Below are 16,351 nucleotides of genomic sequence, written 5' to 3' on the forward strand. Positions count from 1 at the left end.
CAAAGAGCAGGATAAAGAAAAAGCTTCTTGGGTATTATTTTTTGAGAGGAACTTACGGGAAGAGGTGTTAAAAAGTGAAGAAACCGATAAAAGAACAAAAGATGGTATTGGTCATTCTTTTGAGTAATATATTTATCGCTTTTCTAGGGATTGGATTAATCATTCCGGTTATGCCATCCTTTATGAATGATATGCATTTAACAGGGAAGACGATGGGCTATCTCGTTGCAGTGTTTGCAATGGCACAGCTCATTACTTCACCTATTACAGGCCGATGGGTTGATCTTTACGGTAGGAAGAAAATGATAATCATTGGATTATTTATTTTTGGTGTTTCAGAGCTTCTTTTTGGATTAGGAAAAGATGTGTGGATGCTTTATGTGGCAAGGGTATTAGGCGGAATTAGTGCTGCTTTTATTATGCCTGGTGTTACGGCATATGTTGCGGATATTACATCTATTCAGGAACGTCCAAAGGCGATGGGATACTTATCTGCGGCTATTAGTACTGGATTCATTATAGGGCCTGGAATCGGCGGATTTATTGCAGAATACGGTATACGTGTGCCGTTTTTCGTTGCAGCAGCAATTGCTTTTATAGCATGTGTGATTTCAATCTTTATTTTAAAAGAACCGTTAACGAAAGAAGAACTTGCAGAGATTTCTTCTAATACGAAAGAATCAAGTTTTATTGGTGATTTAAAGAAATCATTACATCCAATGTATGCAATTGCATTTATTATCGTATTTGTACTCGCATTCGGATTATCGGCGTATGAAACTGTGTTTAGCTTATTCTCAGATCATAAATTTGGTTTCTCGCCGAAAGATATTGCAGCAATTATTACAATCAGTTCAATCTTTGGGGTAGTTGTGCAAGTATTTATGTTTGGCAAATTGGTAGACATGTTCGGTGAGAAAGTATTAATTCAAATATGTTTAATTGTAGGTGCAGTATTAGCATTCGTCTCAACTGTAGTCTTTAATTATTGGATTGTACTTCTCGTTACTTGCTTCATTTTCTTAGCATTTGATTTACTTCGTCCAGCTTTAACGACGTTTTTATCAAAAGCAGCTGGAAAAGAGCAAGGATTCGTTGCTGGAATGAACTCGACTTATACGAGTTTAGGAAATATCGCAGGACCAGCGATGGGCGGAATATTATTTGATATGAATATTCATTATCCATATGCATTTTCAGGAGTTGTTTTAATAGTTGGTCTCGGCATTACATTTATGTGGAGAGAGAAACAGTTGGCTGAGAGTTTTGCGAAGTAATAAAACCCCTTACGACGGTAAGGGGTTTTTGTTTTATAAGCTTAATCCAAACCGTTTTAATTCAATAAAAATCCCCTCTAATTGCTTTCCTTTATCCGTTAATGTGTACTCTACACGAGGCGGAACTTCTGGATATACTTTTCTCGTTATAATGCCTTGAGACTCTAATTCTTTTAGTCGAAGCGATAATGTTTTTGGACTAATACCATTCATTGATTTTTGTAAATCACTAAAGCGTAATGTTCCTTCGATAAGAAGATCACGAATGATTAAAAACGTCCATTTTGTACGAATTACATCAAGCGTTTTAGCGATAGGACAAGGTATGCCAGGTAAACCTTTCGTTAATTCAACTGGATCTATATTGTTCATGGAACTAGCCTCCATAAAATTTTTTTGGATGAATTTGCTTTATAGTATCACAAAACTATACTTTTGGTAACTATATGAAAAAAATATCACTACTTCCATAAATGAAGTTAGTGCATATACAATAGCAATACGAAACATAAAGGATTTATATGAGGAGGTGGTGATTTCCATGGGGATAAAAAAGTTATTTGGATTCCTTAGTTTGTTTGTTATTTGTATTGTGCTTGTAGCATGTGGTGTGGAACAAAAAGGTGAAGTCCAGTTATTAAAAGAAATGCCAAGGCCAAAAGCAATGACAATTAATCCCTCACTAAGTAAAAAAGAAGCGACAGAAATGGTTCATGCGGCGCAGCGTTTTTATGCATTTTGGGATACAGGTAAGGAGGAACTTATTCCGCAGACTGTTACTGAAAAATTTTTCGATAATACATTGCCGAAAGGGCGACCACAAGGCATTGAAGGATTAAAGTTTGCAGCGCAAAATTTTCGTAAAGTTGTGCCTGATATACATTGTGAGATTGAAGACTTATTAGTTGTTGGTGATAAAGTAACAGCCCGTCTTTCTTTTACAGGAACGCATAATGGTAAGAAAATTAATTTTTTTGCAATTGATATTTTACATGTGAAAGACGGAAAGATAACGGAAGATTGGCATTTAGAAGATAATCTTACACTACAGCAGCAACTCGGCTTAATAGCCGAAGAGTAGATCATATAGGGGAGAGAAAAACGATGAAAAATATATTTATTATAAATGGACATGAAAAATACGGTACAAAGGAAGGACGATTAAATAGAACATTAGTAGATTATATGGTTACTGTATTAGGCGAGAATCATCATGTGAAAACAACAACGATTCAAGATGGTTACAATATTAAAGAAGAACAAGATAAGTTTTTATGGGCCGATGTTGTGATTTATCAAACACCGATTTATTGGTTTAGTGTTCCAGGCTTATTTAAAACGTATATGGATGAAGTGTATGAATACGGTTTGTTCTTTAAAGGTGCAGATGAATATGGAACAGGTGGTTTATTAAAAGAGAAAGAGTATATGTTCTCTACAACTTGGAATGCACCTGAAAAAGCATTTGGAGATAAGACGAAGTTCTTTGAAGGAGAAAGTTTAGAATCAGCGCTTAGTCATTTACACCGCGTGCAAAAGTTTCTCGGTATGAGTCTGTTAAAGAGTTTTGCTTGTTATGATGTGGTGAAGAATCCGGATATTGAGAAGTTTTTAGTAGACGTGAAGAATCATTTGGAAGAAGTCATTCAATAATAGTTTACATCCCTGCACATTTGTGTGGGGATATTTTTTTACGAGAATTAAATTTTAACTTTAGTATTATTTTGAAAAGTAGCACTTGAATTTTAGATAGTTAAATAATAACTAATACTTCATTTCAAAAGTCGAATGATTTTGTTGTTTTTGTATTTTCTGTAAATACACCTTTTTTAAAATTTTATTTAATGATATATTATTTTTAGATGATAATGTGGTAAAAAAATGAATATATAACAGTATTTTCAAAAAAAGTTATTGAACATATGCTCGTCATACCGTCCACTAAAATTAGTATCACTTATGACGAAAATAATTTAGAGCGTGAAGATAGAGTTTATGAACTTATTGATAAAAAATTAGAACAAAGAGGAATATTTTCTAAGTCTAAATTGCAAACATTGGGTAAAGGGTAAATATACTATCTAATAGATCAAGAATTTGATAGATACTTACTTTTATTTAAGAATGAGAAAGTGAGGAACAAAATGAAATTAGCAATTCAAACAAAAAATTTAACAAAGTCTTTTGACAATCAATCCATTGTAAGGGATTTAAACTTATCTGTTCCTGAAGGAAGTTTATATGCTTTTATTGGACCAAATGGTGCAGGAAAAACAACAACAATGCGAATGTTATTAGGATTAATTCCATTAGATAAAGGAACGATATTATTTAATGATAAAGATATCAAAGAATGGAAAGAAGAATTATTTGAAAATGTGGGGTGTTTTATTGATTCACCTACCTATTATCCTAATTTAACAGCATATGAAAATTTAGCCTATGTACAAAAAATGATTAATGAACCTTTAGATGAAATAGATAGAGTATTAAAAACTACAGGAATATATAAAGCAAAGGATAAAAAAGTGAAAGATTTTTCTTTAGGAATGAAACAAAGGCTAGGTATTTCCTTTGCTATTCTTAATAATCCTAAAATATTAATTCTGGATGAGCCGACAAATGGATTAGACCCAGAGGGAGTACACGAGATTAGACGTTTATTACTTCATTTAGTAAAAAATGAGGGGAAGACTATATTTATTTCTAGTCATAATTTAGCTGAAATTGAAATGATAGCAGATCACATAGCATTACTACATAAGGGTGGCTTACTCTATGAAGGGAAGTTAAACAGTATTATTACTTCTGGAGAATATATTGTTCATGTTGATGATACTGCTGCCACAGAAAGGGTTTTAAATACAGAGGGTATGCCTTATAGCATAGAAAAAGAAGGGGTATTCAAAGTAATAATAAATCAAGATAGTGTTCCTAGTTTAACAAGAATATTAATTAAAAATGATATAGATATTTTTGAAGTTAGTCCTAAAAAGCCAACATTAGAGGAAGTATTTTTATCTTTAACTAAACAAAAGGAGTTACTATAATAATGCAATTTATCTTTAAAAGTGTAAATAGTGAGATGAGGAAAATTGGTGGGAGAAAATTATTATTATTTTCTTTGTTTTTTTCATTATTATCAAGCTTTTTGTGTATAAGTTATTTTATTTTTAACAAGAATAATCCTGACATGTTTCAATCTACAAATCTTATAGCAATTACAGTAAACTTTAATACACTAACATTAAGCATTTTTTCTGCTTGTATGTGGTATTTTATCATTTCTTCTGAAAATAAATATGGTACTTGGGCTATTATTTATACAAAACCCATTTCAAAATTTAAGTTATTGATAGCTAAAAATATATTGTTTATACTGTTCTATTTGATCTTTGATATTTTAAATTTTTTGGTAATAGGTATCTATGCTTTTATAAATGGTTATGAAATATCCATACTGTATTTTTTAAAAATGTTGATACTTTGTACCGTTTTATCTTTAGCAATACCATATTCTCAATTGCTTTTACATTTAATAATAAAAAAGGGAGTCTTAGCGGCATCCTTGTCAGTTATTTGGATTTTCTTTAGCGTAACATATGGATTATTCCCTGCAATATTCACAAAGACATTTCCAATATTTTATGCATTGAATATAGTAAGTGACATAATGATTAAAAAAACAACTATTTTAATATATCTTGCAAGTTCTTTAATATATATTTTAGGAATTATGTTATTAACTGTGAATTTTAAATATTATACATATGAATAATAAAGGGTGAAATAAGTGGGTATATTAGGTGAGTATAAAAAAAGTCTTCATAATGGATTGTATATCCTGTTACTAGTATTTTTGTTGATACCAATAAGTTTTCAAGTTTTTCTAACTGTAGCGTCTCAATTAAAAGATGGCGTTGTCATGCATATAGCGATTCTGAGCCTTTTTTGTAGGTTGTTTTTACCTATTGCGATAGGTCTATTAGTGTCGTTTTCTTTTGTAAACGAATTTAGAAGAAAAGGATATATGTCTGCTATTTATCATGGAATCACTTTAAAAACTATATTAAGTAATAAGTTTTTGTTTTGCTTAATAATTACTTTTAGTTATTTAATATGTGCTTTAGTCATAACTAGTATACCTATAGTATTAACGGTTGATAATCTTGGGACTGTTTATCAAAGATTAATTTTTTCTATACTTTTTATGGTGATTAGTTCTTTAACTATTGTGAATCTACATTTTTTAATAAATATAATATTTTATAAAATCCCGTTACTTTCATTATTAGTAGGGGTTATAGGCGGATTGGGTAGCTTTTTTATCTCTCATACAAACTATTGGATACTATTCCCTTGGTCATATCCAATTATGAGTCTTTATTTTGAAAGCATTGAAATAAAACAATTGTCTATTGTTCTAGTTGTATATTTATTATCATTAATGATTTGCATATTTATGTTGTCAACTTTCTATAATAAAAAAACAATGAGATGGAATTAAATTTACAATGAGGCAAGGGGTTCTTATATGGCGATTAACGGGATGGTCTTTCAAGTTGCAAAAATGAACGGGGCATTAGATGTTATGCTAGGTTCATTTATTGCATCTTGGGGCATGAGTGCTCTGTACTTTATCGTTGGTATGAGCAGTATTTTATTATTTATGAAGGCGATAGGGAAAGAGAAGTATGAGGATGAGAGAAATGTTTCTCAAATTGGATGAAACTATATAAAAGCGAACCAGTTATACTGGGACTCGCTTTTTATATAATTTTTAGAACGGATCAACTTCAGCTAAATCAGGGTTAGCATTCGGATTTGTTAATAAGGTTTTCAGCTCACCTACTTCTGAGAGAGCAACGAGGATATAACCACTAATAAGAACGATGAGTCCAATGACCCGTAATGTTTGCAGTGTAATATCACGGCTATTGTTTTCGGAGTTGTCTTGGGGCGGAGAAGGTGGATTATTGTTCATAGTTAGGCTCCCATCTTTTGTATTTATATATGTGCGAAATCATTATTTAACTTATGGATAGGAATTATATAGTCATTTTCACTATATGAGAACTGCCTATGAAAAGTGATAAGGAATTTTTGGGCGAGAAAAAGGGGGAATCCAAAAGATTATTAAAACTGAACTTTTGGATTCCCCTCTTTTTATTTATCTTGCTATTTGTGGTGGTCGGATTGCCTGTAAACGACCAGTTGGTGGGGGCTAATTAATCAGTGGGGGATGAATAAAACCTCACTGATTAACTATTTTCATGTAAATAAAAGGAGGTTAGTTATCCTAATATACGCAACGATTCTTCAATAAACGCTGGGATGTCCTCTGGCTGTCTACTTGTTACTAGCTGATTTTGACATACGACAACCTCTTTGTCATGAAAGTTCCCGCCGGCATTTTTTAAATCGACTTCAATAGATTTATATCCAGTTACATCACGTCCTTCAAGTGTTTGTGCAGTGATGAGTAACTGAGGTCCATGACAAATAGCGAAAACCGGTTTTTCCGTATCCATAAATGCTTTACTAAAGCGAACGAAACGCTCATCCGCACGAAGTATATCTGGAGAAAATCCGCCTGGTATGAAGAGTGCGTCAAAGTTTTCTGGAGAAACATCATCGATACCTTTATCAATTACAATTTCACTTTTTCCTTGTTTACCGTGTACCGTTTTCCCTTTTTCTGTTTCAATAGTTGTTAATTCATATCCCTTTTGTTTAAAAGCTTCTGCTGGCTCTGTGTATTCTGTGTCCTCGAAATAATCCGTTATTAAAATAGCAATTTTTTTACTCATTCTAATCCGCTCCTTATATTATATTATCGGTTCCAGAATCGTCCTTGGGCAATGCCTTCTATAAATGACTCAATTGAAGTGTTTGTTAAGTTGTAAATTCCTGCTCCATCTAATTTGATTTTACTATTGTCTAAAGCATGAGGATCGCTAAGGACATAGGCTATCGGTTTAAAGTGTTTAAAAGTAGTTTCTGCAAATTCTAAAACAGGGGGTTGAATGACAGATTCGCTACTAAACACTAATACTGCATCAAAAAGTGCAGAGTCTGCTGTTGTATAAGTATCCGTTACTTTAATGGAATCATTAAATTGATGAATTTTATTATCTATGATGCTATAGTTCATTCGTTGTTGTACAAAAGCTTGAATCCATTCGGACAGAAGGGAGACGCTTGGGTCACCATTTAATAGAATTGCAACATTTTTGGAGTCAGCTTTAAAAATAGTGTTAGACATACTTAGTGCAGGTGATTTTGCATCTGAATTTACTTCGTGATTTTCCTTAGGTAAAGGAGTTCCAATAATGTTAGCGACTTCTTGTGCTAATTGACGATCGACGTGGTTTAGGAGAGCAATTACATTTGCCTTCACCATGTCTGATTTACACTTCCCAACTTCAAAGCAAAAAGCTTCTTTTATGTGCTGCTTTTCAATAGGGCTCATACTATTGTAGAAAAGTTTAGCCTGAGAATAAAAGTTAAGAAAGCTTTTACTGCGCCCTCTAATTTTATGCCCATCAATCTTTTCTTGATAATGTTCATATCCTCCTTGTTCGGCTTGGACGGTTGCTGGTTGATTGTTATTTAAACCATTAGGATGATAGCTTGTTTGACCGCGATGAATCTGCATTTGATGCATACCATCACGTTGATTATTATGAAAAGGACATACGGGCTGGTTAATAGGAATTTGGTGAAAATTAGGGCCTCCTAAACGAGATAATTGTGTATCTGTATAGGAGAACAATCTTCCTTGCAGGAGAGGATCATTTGAAAAATCAATACCTGGTACGACATGACCAGGGTGGAAAGCTACCTGCTCTGTTTCGGCAAAGAAGTTATCAACATTTTTGTTCAATGTCATTTTACCAACTAGTTTTACAGGAACTTCTTCTTCCGGCCATAATTTCGTTGGATCTAAAATATCAAAATCAAATGCATGCTCATCTTCTTCTGGAATTAGCTGTAATCCAAGCTCCCATTCTGGATAATCCCCTTTTTCAATTGCTTCATATAAATCTTGATGATGGAAATCAGGGTTTTTCCCAGCAATTCTTTGAGCTTCATCCCATACTAATGAATGAACCCCGAGGGTAGGTTTCCAGTGGAATTTTACGAAGTGGGCTTTTCCTTCTTTATTAATAAGTCGAAATGTATGAACCCCAAAACCTTCCATCATTCGTAAACTACGCGGAATAGCCCGGTCGCTCATCTGCCACATAACCATATGAGTAGACTCGGGATTGTGCGCAACAAAATCCCAAAATGTATCATGAGCGCTAGCTCCCTGAGGAATATCATTATGTGGTTCTGGTTTAACTGCATGGACAAAATCAGGAAATTTAATAGCATCTTGGATAAAGAATACTGGCATATTATTACCTACTAAATCATAGTTACCTTCATCTGTATAAAATTTTGTGGCAAATCCGCGCACATCTCTTACTGTGTCATTGGATCCTTTAGAGCCTTGAACGGTCGAGAACCGTACAAATACAGGTGTCTTTTTTGAAGGGTTAGTAAGAAAATCTGCTTTCGTATATGCCTCTAAAGATTCATAAAGCTGAAAATGACCATGTGCTCCAACTCCGCGGGCATGAACAATTCTTTCAGGAATTCGTTCATGATCAAAGTGGGTCATTTTCTCTCGAAAGTGGAAATCCTCCATTAAGGTTGGGCCTCTTAAGCCCATCTTTAAAGAGAATTCATCCTCGGCTATTTTTACTCCTTGGTTTGTTGTTAAAGCATGTTTGCGTTGATTATCCGTAACGTGGTGTTCCAATTGCTCCATTTTTTTATTCACAATATAGGCCCCTCCTTTACGCTGTTAATTAATAGATACCCTTTTTATTAGGACGTAAACATGTATTATGATTTTTGTATGTAAAAATCATAATTAAACCCTAAAACATCAAGGGGAAGAAAGGGAGTTTGTATAGCACTCTATGCTTAAGAAAAACAGGAGTAACATACCTAAAGTTTTTAATTAAGTATGAACGATAGGTTTAACATTAAAAAATAAAAAGGCCAAGGAGAAAATTTATTTTCTCCTTGGCTTTTAAGATAATTCTTTTCGTTAAAATGCGGAAATTCTTTGCTTCGTTTTTGGTACAATAATAAATTTGATCCAGAGTAACCCGACAATCATAATGATAAGGATATGTAAAAATTGACCTGTAGCAATGAGTATAACACTCGAAAATACAATGAGTTGAATACTTAGCAATATAAAGATTAAGTGAAGAAATTGCTTCATCCTTTCTTCAGTATGGATTGGATATAATGCTACAATAATATTTCCCGAAAAATATTTCCATAGTGAACGGAGCTGCATAGAGATCATATATAGAACGATGTAAGTGATAGAGCCTTTTACGTATATATTTGGTATGAAATATAAGGCGAAAGCACCGATCAATCCTAAGCGAATATATATACCGAAATAATCATTTCCACGTAAAAATGCTAATGTATGTAAATAGAAGAAAGTTGCTCGTTTTTTATGTAATAAAGGTTCAATCCAATTTGTAAGCCATTTTCTTTTATTTACTTGTTTATTCAGTTGCGGAACATCTGTGAAAATGCTAGCAAATTGATAAAAACGAACGTTCATTTTTTCTTCTTGCTCGATTATGTAATCCCACGGTATTCGTTTTGTAGGCTGTTTTTTCGTATATAGAAGTAGGAAAGCAAGTAGTAAGAGTAGTCCGCCCAATATGAGAACATTTGCGGAATAAAACAGCATGTAAATGATTAGGGCGTTACAAGTAATACGAATGATTAGCCATATATTTTTTTCGTGACTATCACGCCACATCCAATGTATGTACATGTTCCAGGCTTTCGTAATCATTAACACGATAAAGATTGTACATAAAAAAGGTACATTTAATTGCAATGATTGCATAGCAAGTGGAACGAGAATAAGGAACGTAAATAACAATGGGAAAAGCTGAATGATGTAATTGTATAGAAGAGATTTTTTGAAATAAGATGTTAATTTCTCTTCTAGTGCTAGTAAATAGACAGCATCAGGTTTCTGAATAAATGTACGGATAGGGCATCTCGTTATAATGAATGTAAGTACAATCGTTATAATTATTAAAGATATTCCTTTAGAAGGAGATGCTTTTAGAAACTGAGCATAATAATATGCACCAACGCATGAAATAAAGATAAAGCTATATAGTAAACCGTTAATCATACGTGCAAAGTATGTAATGATATTTTGAATATGTTGTTGGAAGCGACTGCTCCATAGCGATTCGATTGACATGTTTTTCACCTCTTTGTTCTATTATATATGTTTTACAAAAGAAAAAACGAGCAAATTGCGTTATGCAACTTGCCCGTTTTTCTTTTCGTTATTTTTTTTCTGATCACGATTCATTAATGGATAGAAAGCAAATCCGATTACGAATAAACCAATTCCGAGAAGGAACGTTTTTATATCGGATGCGCCGGTTTTAATAACCCATAGTGCGTAGCAAAGTGCGATAACTGCGACTATGCCATCTGTAATTCTTGCCCGCATTTCATTTTTATATGTTTCACCAGTTGCGACTAGTTTTAACTGGAAGATTGGTGAAACGAGATATGGAATGAGGTAGGCCAGTGTCGATACGGTAATAACGAATGTATAAGCTTCCGCAATTGTTCCTGATAATGTTGAGAATAAGAACACTTGCGACATAATGTTTGTTAATCGTAATGAATAAATTGGACTTCCTTTTTTGTTTGTTTTTGCGAAGAAGGAAGGGAAGAAACCTTCTTTTGCTGCTTGATATGGTACTTCTGAGCTTAATAAAATCCAGCCTAAAATCGAACCGAACAGGGAAGTAAGAGCAAGTAATGCCATCAGTTTCCCGCCACCGTGACCCATTGCAGCATTTAATGCATCTGCTAACGGACGTTCAGAAGCTTGTAATGTATCAACGTGAAGTACACCCATTGTTAAAATTGTAATTCCTAAGTAAATCGCAACTGTAATAAGTAATCCCGCAACTGTTGCGCGTTTTACCGTTTTTGGAGAAACAGCACGGTTTGATAAAAGAACGGCTGATTCAATTCCGATAAATGCCCAAAGCGTTGTAAGAGCAGCTAAATTTACTTGTGAAAGAAGGCCGTGTGATACACCTGATTTATCGATCATCGGTGTGTACCATTGTCCAAATTTAGAAGCTTCGAATGCAAATAAAGTAACGACGATGAATAAAAGGAATCCAGTTACTTTCGTTGTTGTTGCTAAGAAGTTTAGTTTTCCAGCTCCGCTTACACCGTTTGTTAATATAATATGAGTTCCCCAAAGTAAGATGGAACAAATCGTAAATGTAATTAGTTTTCCGACTTCTACGTTAAACGAGCCGATTGAAAATAGTAGTCGCGTATCTTTCATAATTGGGAAGAAGAGTGATAAATATCCCGCAAATGATGTAATGATGGCAACGTTACTTGCCCAGTTTGCAACCCAATATCCCCATACCATACTGAAGCCAGCCATTTTTTTCTTTTTTGGTGTTGAGAATAAAGCATATGCATGACTTTGTGGCCCTGTCGTTAAATCAGGACGACGAATTGCTAAATTACCGAAAACAAGAGCTAGCATTAAAACACCAAACCCTGTAGTTAACCAAGCTAAAGTGACACCGAGTGGGCTTGCCGTTTGTGCCAACGTACTTGGCACCATGAAAATACCAGCGCCAACCATGTTACCGACAACGAAAGCTGTTAGTACCCAAAAGCCCCATTTTTTTTGTTGCATAGAAAATACCTCCAAAGTTAGTATAACCAAGTCAAGCGAGGAGATATGTATGTCTTCCTGAGTCAGGAAGAGAAGTCCCAAACAAAACAAAAAAAGCACGTAATTTGCCGCTACATGCTTTCTATCTTATAAGAAACCCACGACATACCTCTCGATAGCTCTCCACAAACGAAACGTTTGTGACAGTTCTGCACTTATTAAATGCAGACCCAGCAAGCGTGCATGGTGGACACGACTTACTTCGGCAACCATTCCTTTCTCATTCCTTCATCAATGCCACTACATCTCCTGAAATGATACTCTTAATGATTGCAACCTCTACCTCACCGAGATACGAATGAGGATTTAAATATTAAATTAACGTCTTTAAGAGTAACAAATGTATTTTTATACGTCAATGGATATATTAATAATCAGATTATAGAGAAGAGTTTGTGATTAAAAGTAAGAGGGATTGTTATGTGATATTTGAATTTTCGTAATATAATACATGTTATTAGCGCTAGATGATTGAAAAGGGGATGAAGTAAATGTCTGTATGTCATAAACATTCAGTAATAGGTGTGCTAGATTCGGGAGTTGGGGGATTAACAGTTGCGAGCGAAATTATAAGACAATTGCCTAAAGAAAGCATTTATTATATTGGTGATAATAAGCGTTGCCCGTATGGGCCAAGAAGTGTAGAGGAGGTGCAATCTTTCGTATTTGAAATGGTTGAGTTCCTCAAACAGTTTCCATTAAAAGCGCTAGTCGTAGCATGTAATACTGCTGCAGCTGCTGCATTGAATGCGCTGCAGGAAGAACTTTCCATTCCAGTTATTGGCGTTATACATCCAGGAGCAAGAGCGGCAATTAAAGTGACAAAGAAAGGGGAAATCGGGGTAATTGGAACTGTAGGTACGATAAAATCTAATATGTATGAAAAAGCATTACACGAGCTGGATACATATTTGGAAGTGCATAGTCATGCGTGTCCGACTTTAGCTACAGTTGTAGAAAATCGATTAGAAGATATAGCATATGTCACGCAACAAGTGAAACAAGCTTTACTTCCATTAACGAAAGAAGATATAGATACGTTAATTCTTGGATGTACGCATTATCCACTTTTAGAGTCCTATATAAAAAAGGAACTAGGAGAAGATGTAACGATTATTAGTTCTGCAGAAGAAACAGCGATAGAGTTAAGTACCATTTTACAGCACAAAGGAATTTTGTCTGACAATCTGAATCCGAAGCATCGTTTTTTTACAACGGGATCTGTTTTATCATTTGAACATATTGCTGAGCGATGGCTAGGATATCAAATTTCTGTAGAATGTGTACATTTGCCTATGAAAAATGCGTGTATGCATAATTAAGATTTAGTAAATTACGTTTTTAAATAAATTAGGTTCGTTTCATAAGAAGGAAAGAATAAGCTTTTAATTGAAATGATTAAGGTCATTTTAATTAAAGGAGAGGTTTGATTATGGAATTATCAAGATCTCAATTATTTGCTTTGGAGTATATTTCAAAATATGCAGTGAACGAAAAACATGAGGCTAAAGCAACGATTAATCATATACTTAAAATGTCTAATATTACAGATGAAATATTTGAAGAGGCTGTCGCTAATTTAAAATCTCACGCAAGGATTGCTTTACACTTTCATCCAGACAGACTAGATTCGAGTAAGAAAAGTGTTGCTGAAGCACTATTTGAGCAAGGAGTATATAAAAGTCAGTTTGAAACATTGCTATCTAATGGAAGCGTATCTGCTTATCCTGGTGGTGAACGTGACCTTTGGGAAAAGAGAATATTTGGAGGGGCATATCAATTAGAAGGCGTAACGAATGATCAACGTCCAAAATACGGAGCGCTAAATTTAATGTTACATCCAGATGGGCCGGCTCCGCGTTTTGGTTCCTGTTATTTTCTCTTATCTCCAAAAGTTTCTTCGCGTTCTACATATACATATTTAGATTCGCATCAAGATCCGAAAGAAAAGGGGACTTACGAGGAGTTTGATATGATTTTAGCTGCTCTTTTGGAAGAGACATTCGTAAGAGATTTTGCAATTGGTGAAGGAAATTTGACTCCAACAATATTAATTAATCATTTACTGGCTAATCTGAAAAGGCCGTTTATAGATGTAGTAAGCAAAGAGCCAGCCCGTAATCTTAATCATTATATTGAAGCGCAGATTCATGGAGAGATTTCTCTAAAAGAAGACGTGGAAGCGCTTGTTGCAGATCCTTCATTTAAGGGTACGGATGTAGGAAGAGTTTTAGAAGAAATTTGCCTGAAGTATGCTATTGATTTGTATTGGCACATCGGTTTTGTACTTGCGGTAGACGAAGTTCCGATGGATTTTAGAGGTTCAAAAATGCCATCTTTAGCAAGACGCATTGCACGGAATCATTGTATCGATGCAAATATAATTGGCTCTGCTGTAGTGGATTTGAAACGCAATCCATTATCTTGGAGTGATCGTGGAACTTATGAAGAAGTGCTTCAGGAATTAAAATTATTATGGCATGTTTTAGTTCGATTTGGAAAACCAAATCGGAAGTAGAATGAAATACTCCATTTTTGGAAGTATTTATATAGAAAAGAAGCTGATCTATTTATAGATCAGCTTCTTTTTATAAGATTAAACTAAGTTTAATACAGTTACTTTTTCACGTGTCATAGACTCAAGGCTCTTACGAATACCTTGTGCGCCCATACCTGAACCTTTTACACCGATGAATGGGAAGTGGTCAGGGCCGCGCTCTGTGCGTCCGTTAATTTGAACAGAACCAGTTTCGATTTTGTTAGCAATTGCAAATGCTTTGTTAATGTCTTTAGTGAAGACACTTGCTTGCAGACCGAACTCTGATTTGTTAGCAATTTCAATTGCTTGTTCATCTGAAGAAATACGGATGATTGGAAGGATTGGGCCGAATGGCTCTTCCCAAGCAACTTTCATCTCTTCTGTTACGTGATCGATTAATGTTGGGTAAATTAAGTTACGCTCACGTTTGTTACCGATAACGATTGTAGCACCTTTTTCTACAGCGTCGTCAACTAAACTTTGAACGAAGTCAGCAGACTTGTCGTCGATTAATGGAACGATTGTGCTATCTTGTTCTGGAGATCCAACTGATAGTTCAGCTACTTGCGCTTTTAATAAGCTAACAAGCTCGTCCGCTACGTTTTCGTGTACAAGTACACGTTTAATAGCTGTACAACGTTGACCAGAGTAAGAGAATGCACCGCTTACGATATGGTTTGCAGCATCTTGTAAGTCAGCATCTTCACGAACGATACCAGGATCTTTACCACCAAGTTCTAATACAAGTGGAATCATTGAAGCTTTTTTCGCTAAATGTTTACCTGTGTTTGTACCACCTGTGAACGATACCATATTGATGCCTTCGTGTTCTACTAAGTAGTCACCAATTACAGAACCGCGTCCTGTAGCTACGTTTACAAGACCTTTTGGAAGGCCAGCTTTATGAAGTGCTTCAACCATTTTAATACCACTAATTGCACCTTGAGTTGCTGGTTTGAAAATAACAGCGTTACCCATAATTAATGCTGGTGCAAGTTTTGCAGCAGATAAGTTTACTGGGTAGTTAAATGGTGCGATTGCTAATACAACACCAAGTGGTGCGCGTTGGATAATCGCAAGCTTAGATTTTGTACCGCCCGGGAAGCTATCGCCCATCATGCTTTCTCCGTGCATATGTAAAGCTTCTTCGATCGTGTAACGAATGAAGTCAGCTGTACGAACAACTTCTTTCTTCGCATCTTTATATCCTTTACCGACTTCTTTCATAATGATATCGGCAATTTCATCCTGCATATTTACGAGCTCATCAGCCCATTTATATAAGTATTTTGCGCGATCTTGTAGGGAAGCTTCAGCCCATGATTTTTGAGCTTCTTTTGCAGATGCAATTGCTTCATCTACTTCTCCGCGAGTAATTGCTTGTACTTGTCCAATTACTTCGTGTAAGTATGGAGATGGAATTTCGATTGTTTCTCCTGAAGAGCTTTCTCTCCATTCTCCGTTTAAATAAAATTTGTACGTATTGCTAGTTGTCATGATTAGTCCTCCTAAAATAGCAACTTGTAAGAGTGAGTATAAGGTGATTGTAGGGGGTTTGATAACATTTTTCAAATGAAATGTTTGTGAAAACGATTTCTTATTCTTTTTTTATTTTGTATGCCCTTTCTTACAGAACATTCCCTTATTTCAAAATGGTGTATCATATATTTTTATTTAAAGTGTGAAAAAATAATTGACAGAATACTC

General features: G+C 34.7%; 16 protein-coding genes, 1 pseudogene and 1 riboswitch. Of the genes and pseudogenes, 10 read left to right on the forward strand and 7 right to left on the reverse strand.

The window, feature by feature from the left end:
• The first annotated feature begins 74 nt into the window (after positions 1-74).
• Positions 75-1,277, forward strand: a complete 1,203-nt coding sequence (locus C3Y97_RS04420; RefSeq protein ID WP_000742953.1) for an MFS transporter — start codon at positions 75-77, stop codon at positions 1,275-1,277.
• Positions 1,278-1,310: 33 nt separating this feature from the next.
• Here C3Y97_RS04420 and C3Y97_RS04425 read toward each other — a convergent pair whose 3' ends face one another.
• A complete protein-coding gene (locus C3Y97_RS04425; protein WP_061113258.1) occupies positions 1,311-1,649 on the reverse strand; it encodes a winged helix-turn-helix transcriptional regulator in 339 nt (112 codons plus the stop codon).
• Positions 1,650-1,818: 169 nt separating this feature from the next.
• On the opposite strand from C3Y97_RS04425, the gene C3Y97_RS04430 reads away from it, so the two are divergent.
• The 6 genes and pseudogenes from C3Y97_RS04430 to C3Y97_RS04455 all read left to right on the forward strand — a co-directional run.
• Positions 1,819-2,358: an ester cyclase gene (locus C3Y97_RS04430; RefSeq protein WP_136363053.1), complete on the forward strand. Its 540-nt coding sequence runs from the start codon at positions 1,819-1,821 to the stop codon at positions 2,356-2,358.
• A gap of 23 nt (positions 2,359-2,381) precedes the next feature.
• On the forward strand, positions 2,382-2,930 hold the full coding sequence (locus tag C3Y97_RS04435; RefSeq protein ID WP_136363056.1) for an NAD(P)H-dependent oxidoreductase: 549 nt from the start codon (positions 2,382-2,384) through the stop codon (positions 2,928-2,930).
• 491 nt (positions 2,931-3,421) lie between these two features.
• A complete protein-coding gene (locus C3Y97_RS04440; RefSeq protein ID WP_000761417.1) occupies positions 3,422-4,327 on the forward strand; it encodes an ABC transporter ATP-binding protein in 906 nt (301 codons plus the stop codon).
• A 2-nt stretch (positions 4,328-4,329) separates the two neighbouring features.
• On the forward strand, positions 4,330-5,055 hold the full coding sequence (locus tag C3Y97_RS04445; RefSeq protein WP_001159640.1) for an ABC transporter permease: 726 nt from the start codon (positions 4,330-4,332) through the stop codon (positions 5,053-5,055).
• 15 nt (positions 5,056-5,070) lie between these two features.
• Positions 5,071-5,784 (forward strand): ABC-2 family transporter permease, encoded by a 714-nt coding sequence (locus tag C3Y97_RS04450; RefSeq protein WP_000511803.1) that lies wholly within the window; start codon positions 5,071-5,073, stop codon positions 5,782-5,784.
• A gap of 6 nt (positions 5,785-5,790) precedes the next feature.
• Positions 5,791-6,006 (forward strand): annotated as a pseudogene (locus C3Y97_RS04455) (MDR family MFS transporter); the annotation flags it as partial.
• 51 nt (positions 6,007-6,057) lie between these two features.
• Here C3Y97_RS04455 and C3Y97_RS04460 read toward each other — a convergent pair.
• Entirely contained in the window at positions 6,058-6,261 is a 204-nt protein-coding gene (locus C3Y97_RS04460) for a hypothetical protein (protein WP_001063856.1), read from the reverse strand.
• A 98-nt stretch (positions 6,262-6,359) separates the two neighbouring features.
• On the opposite strand from C3Y97_RS04460, the gene C3Y97_RS27695 reads away from it, so the two are divergent.
• Positions 6,360-6,509, forward strand: a complete 150-nt coding sequence (locus tag C3Y97_RS27695; protein WP_162900581.1) for a hypothetical protein — start codon at positions 6,360-6,362, stop codon at positions 6,507-6,509.
• Between the two features lie 62 nt (positions 6,510-6,571).
• Here C3Y97_RS27695 and C3Y97_RS04465 read toward each other — a convergent pair whose 3' ends face one another.
• From C3Y97_RS04465 to C3Y97_RS04480, 4 genes are all read right to left on the reverse strand, one after another.
• Entirely contained in the window at positions 6,572-7,087 is a 516-nt protein-coding gene (locus C3Y97_RS04465; RefSeq protein WP_136363058.1) for a type 1 glutamine amidotransferase domain-containing protein, read from the reverse strand.
• 23 nt (positions 7,088-7,110) lie between these two features.
• Positions 7,111-9,108 (reverse strand): catalase, encoded by a 1,998-nt coding sequence (locus tag C3Y97_RS04470; protein ID WP_136363060.1) that lies wholly within the window; start codon positions 9,106-9,108, stop codon positions 7,111-7,113.
• A gap of 273 nt (positions 9,109-9,381) precedes the next feature.
• Positions 9,382-10,581 carry an ABC transporter permease gene (locus C3Y97_RS04475; protein WP_136363062.1) on the reverse strand — a complete coding sequence of 400 codons (1,200 nt, stop codon included), beginning with the start codon at positions 10,579-10,581 and terminating at the stop codon, positions 9,382-9,384.
• Positions 10,582-10,641: 60 nt separating this feature from the next.
• Positions 10,642-12,066 (reverse strand): amino acid permease, encoded by a 1,425-nt coding sequence (locus C3Y97_RS04480; protein ID WP_135277486.1) that lies wholly within the window; start codon positions 12,064-12,066, stop codon positions 10,642-10,644.
• Between the two features lie 147 nt (positions 12,067-12,213).
• Positions 12,214-12,395: riboswitch (Lysine riboswitch) on the reverse strand.
• Between the two features lie 201 nt (positions 12,396-12,596).
• Here C3Y97_RS04480 and racE point away from each other — a divergent pair.
• Positions 12,597-13,427: a glutamate racemase gene (gene racE, locus C3Y97_RS04485; RefSeq protein WP_136363064.1), complete on the forward strand. Its 831-nt coding sequence runs from the start codon at positions 12,597-12,599 to the stop codon at positions 13,425-13,427.
• A gap of 110 nt (positions 13,428-13,537) precedes the next feature.
• Complete coding sequence (locus C3Y97_RS04490) at positions 13,538-14,623, forward strand: DUF3626 domain-containing protein (protein ID WP_136363065.1); 1,086 nt, start codon at positions 13,538-13,540, stop codon at positions 14,621-14,623.
• A gap of 78 nt (positions 14,624-14,701) precedes the next feature.
• On the opposite strand, the gene gapN is transcribed toward C3Y97_RS04490, so the two are convergent.
• The gene (gene gapN / locus C3Y97_RS04495; RefSeq protein WP_059304110.1) at positions 14,702-16,141 is read right to left on the reverse strand and encodes an NADP-dependent glyceraldehyde-3-phosphate dehydrogenase; all 1,440 of its coding nucleotides are present in this window, start codon (positions 16,139-16,141) and stop codon (positions 14,702-14,704) included.
• Positions 16,142-16,351: the final 210 nt, after the last annotated feature.

The sequence above is a fragment of the Bacillus sp. DU-106 genome (genome assembly GCF_004799705.1).
GTDB classification, from domain to species: Bacteria; Bacillota; Bacilli; order Bacillales; family Bacillaceae_G; genus Bacillus_A; species Bacillus_A cereus.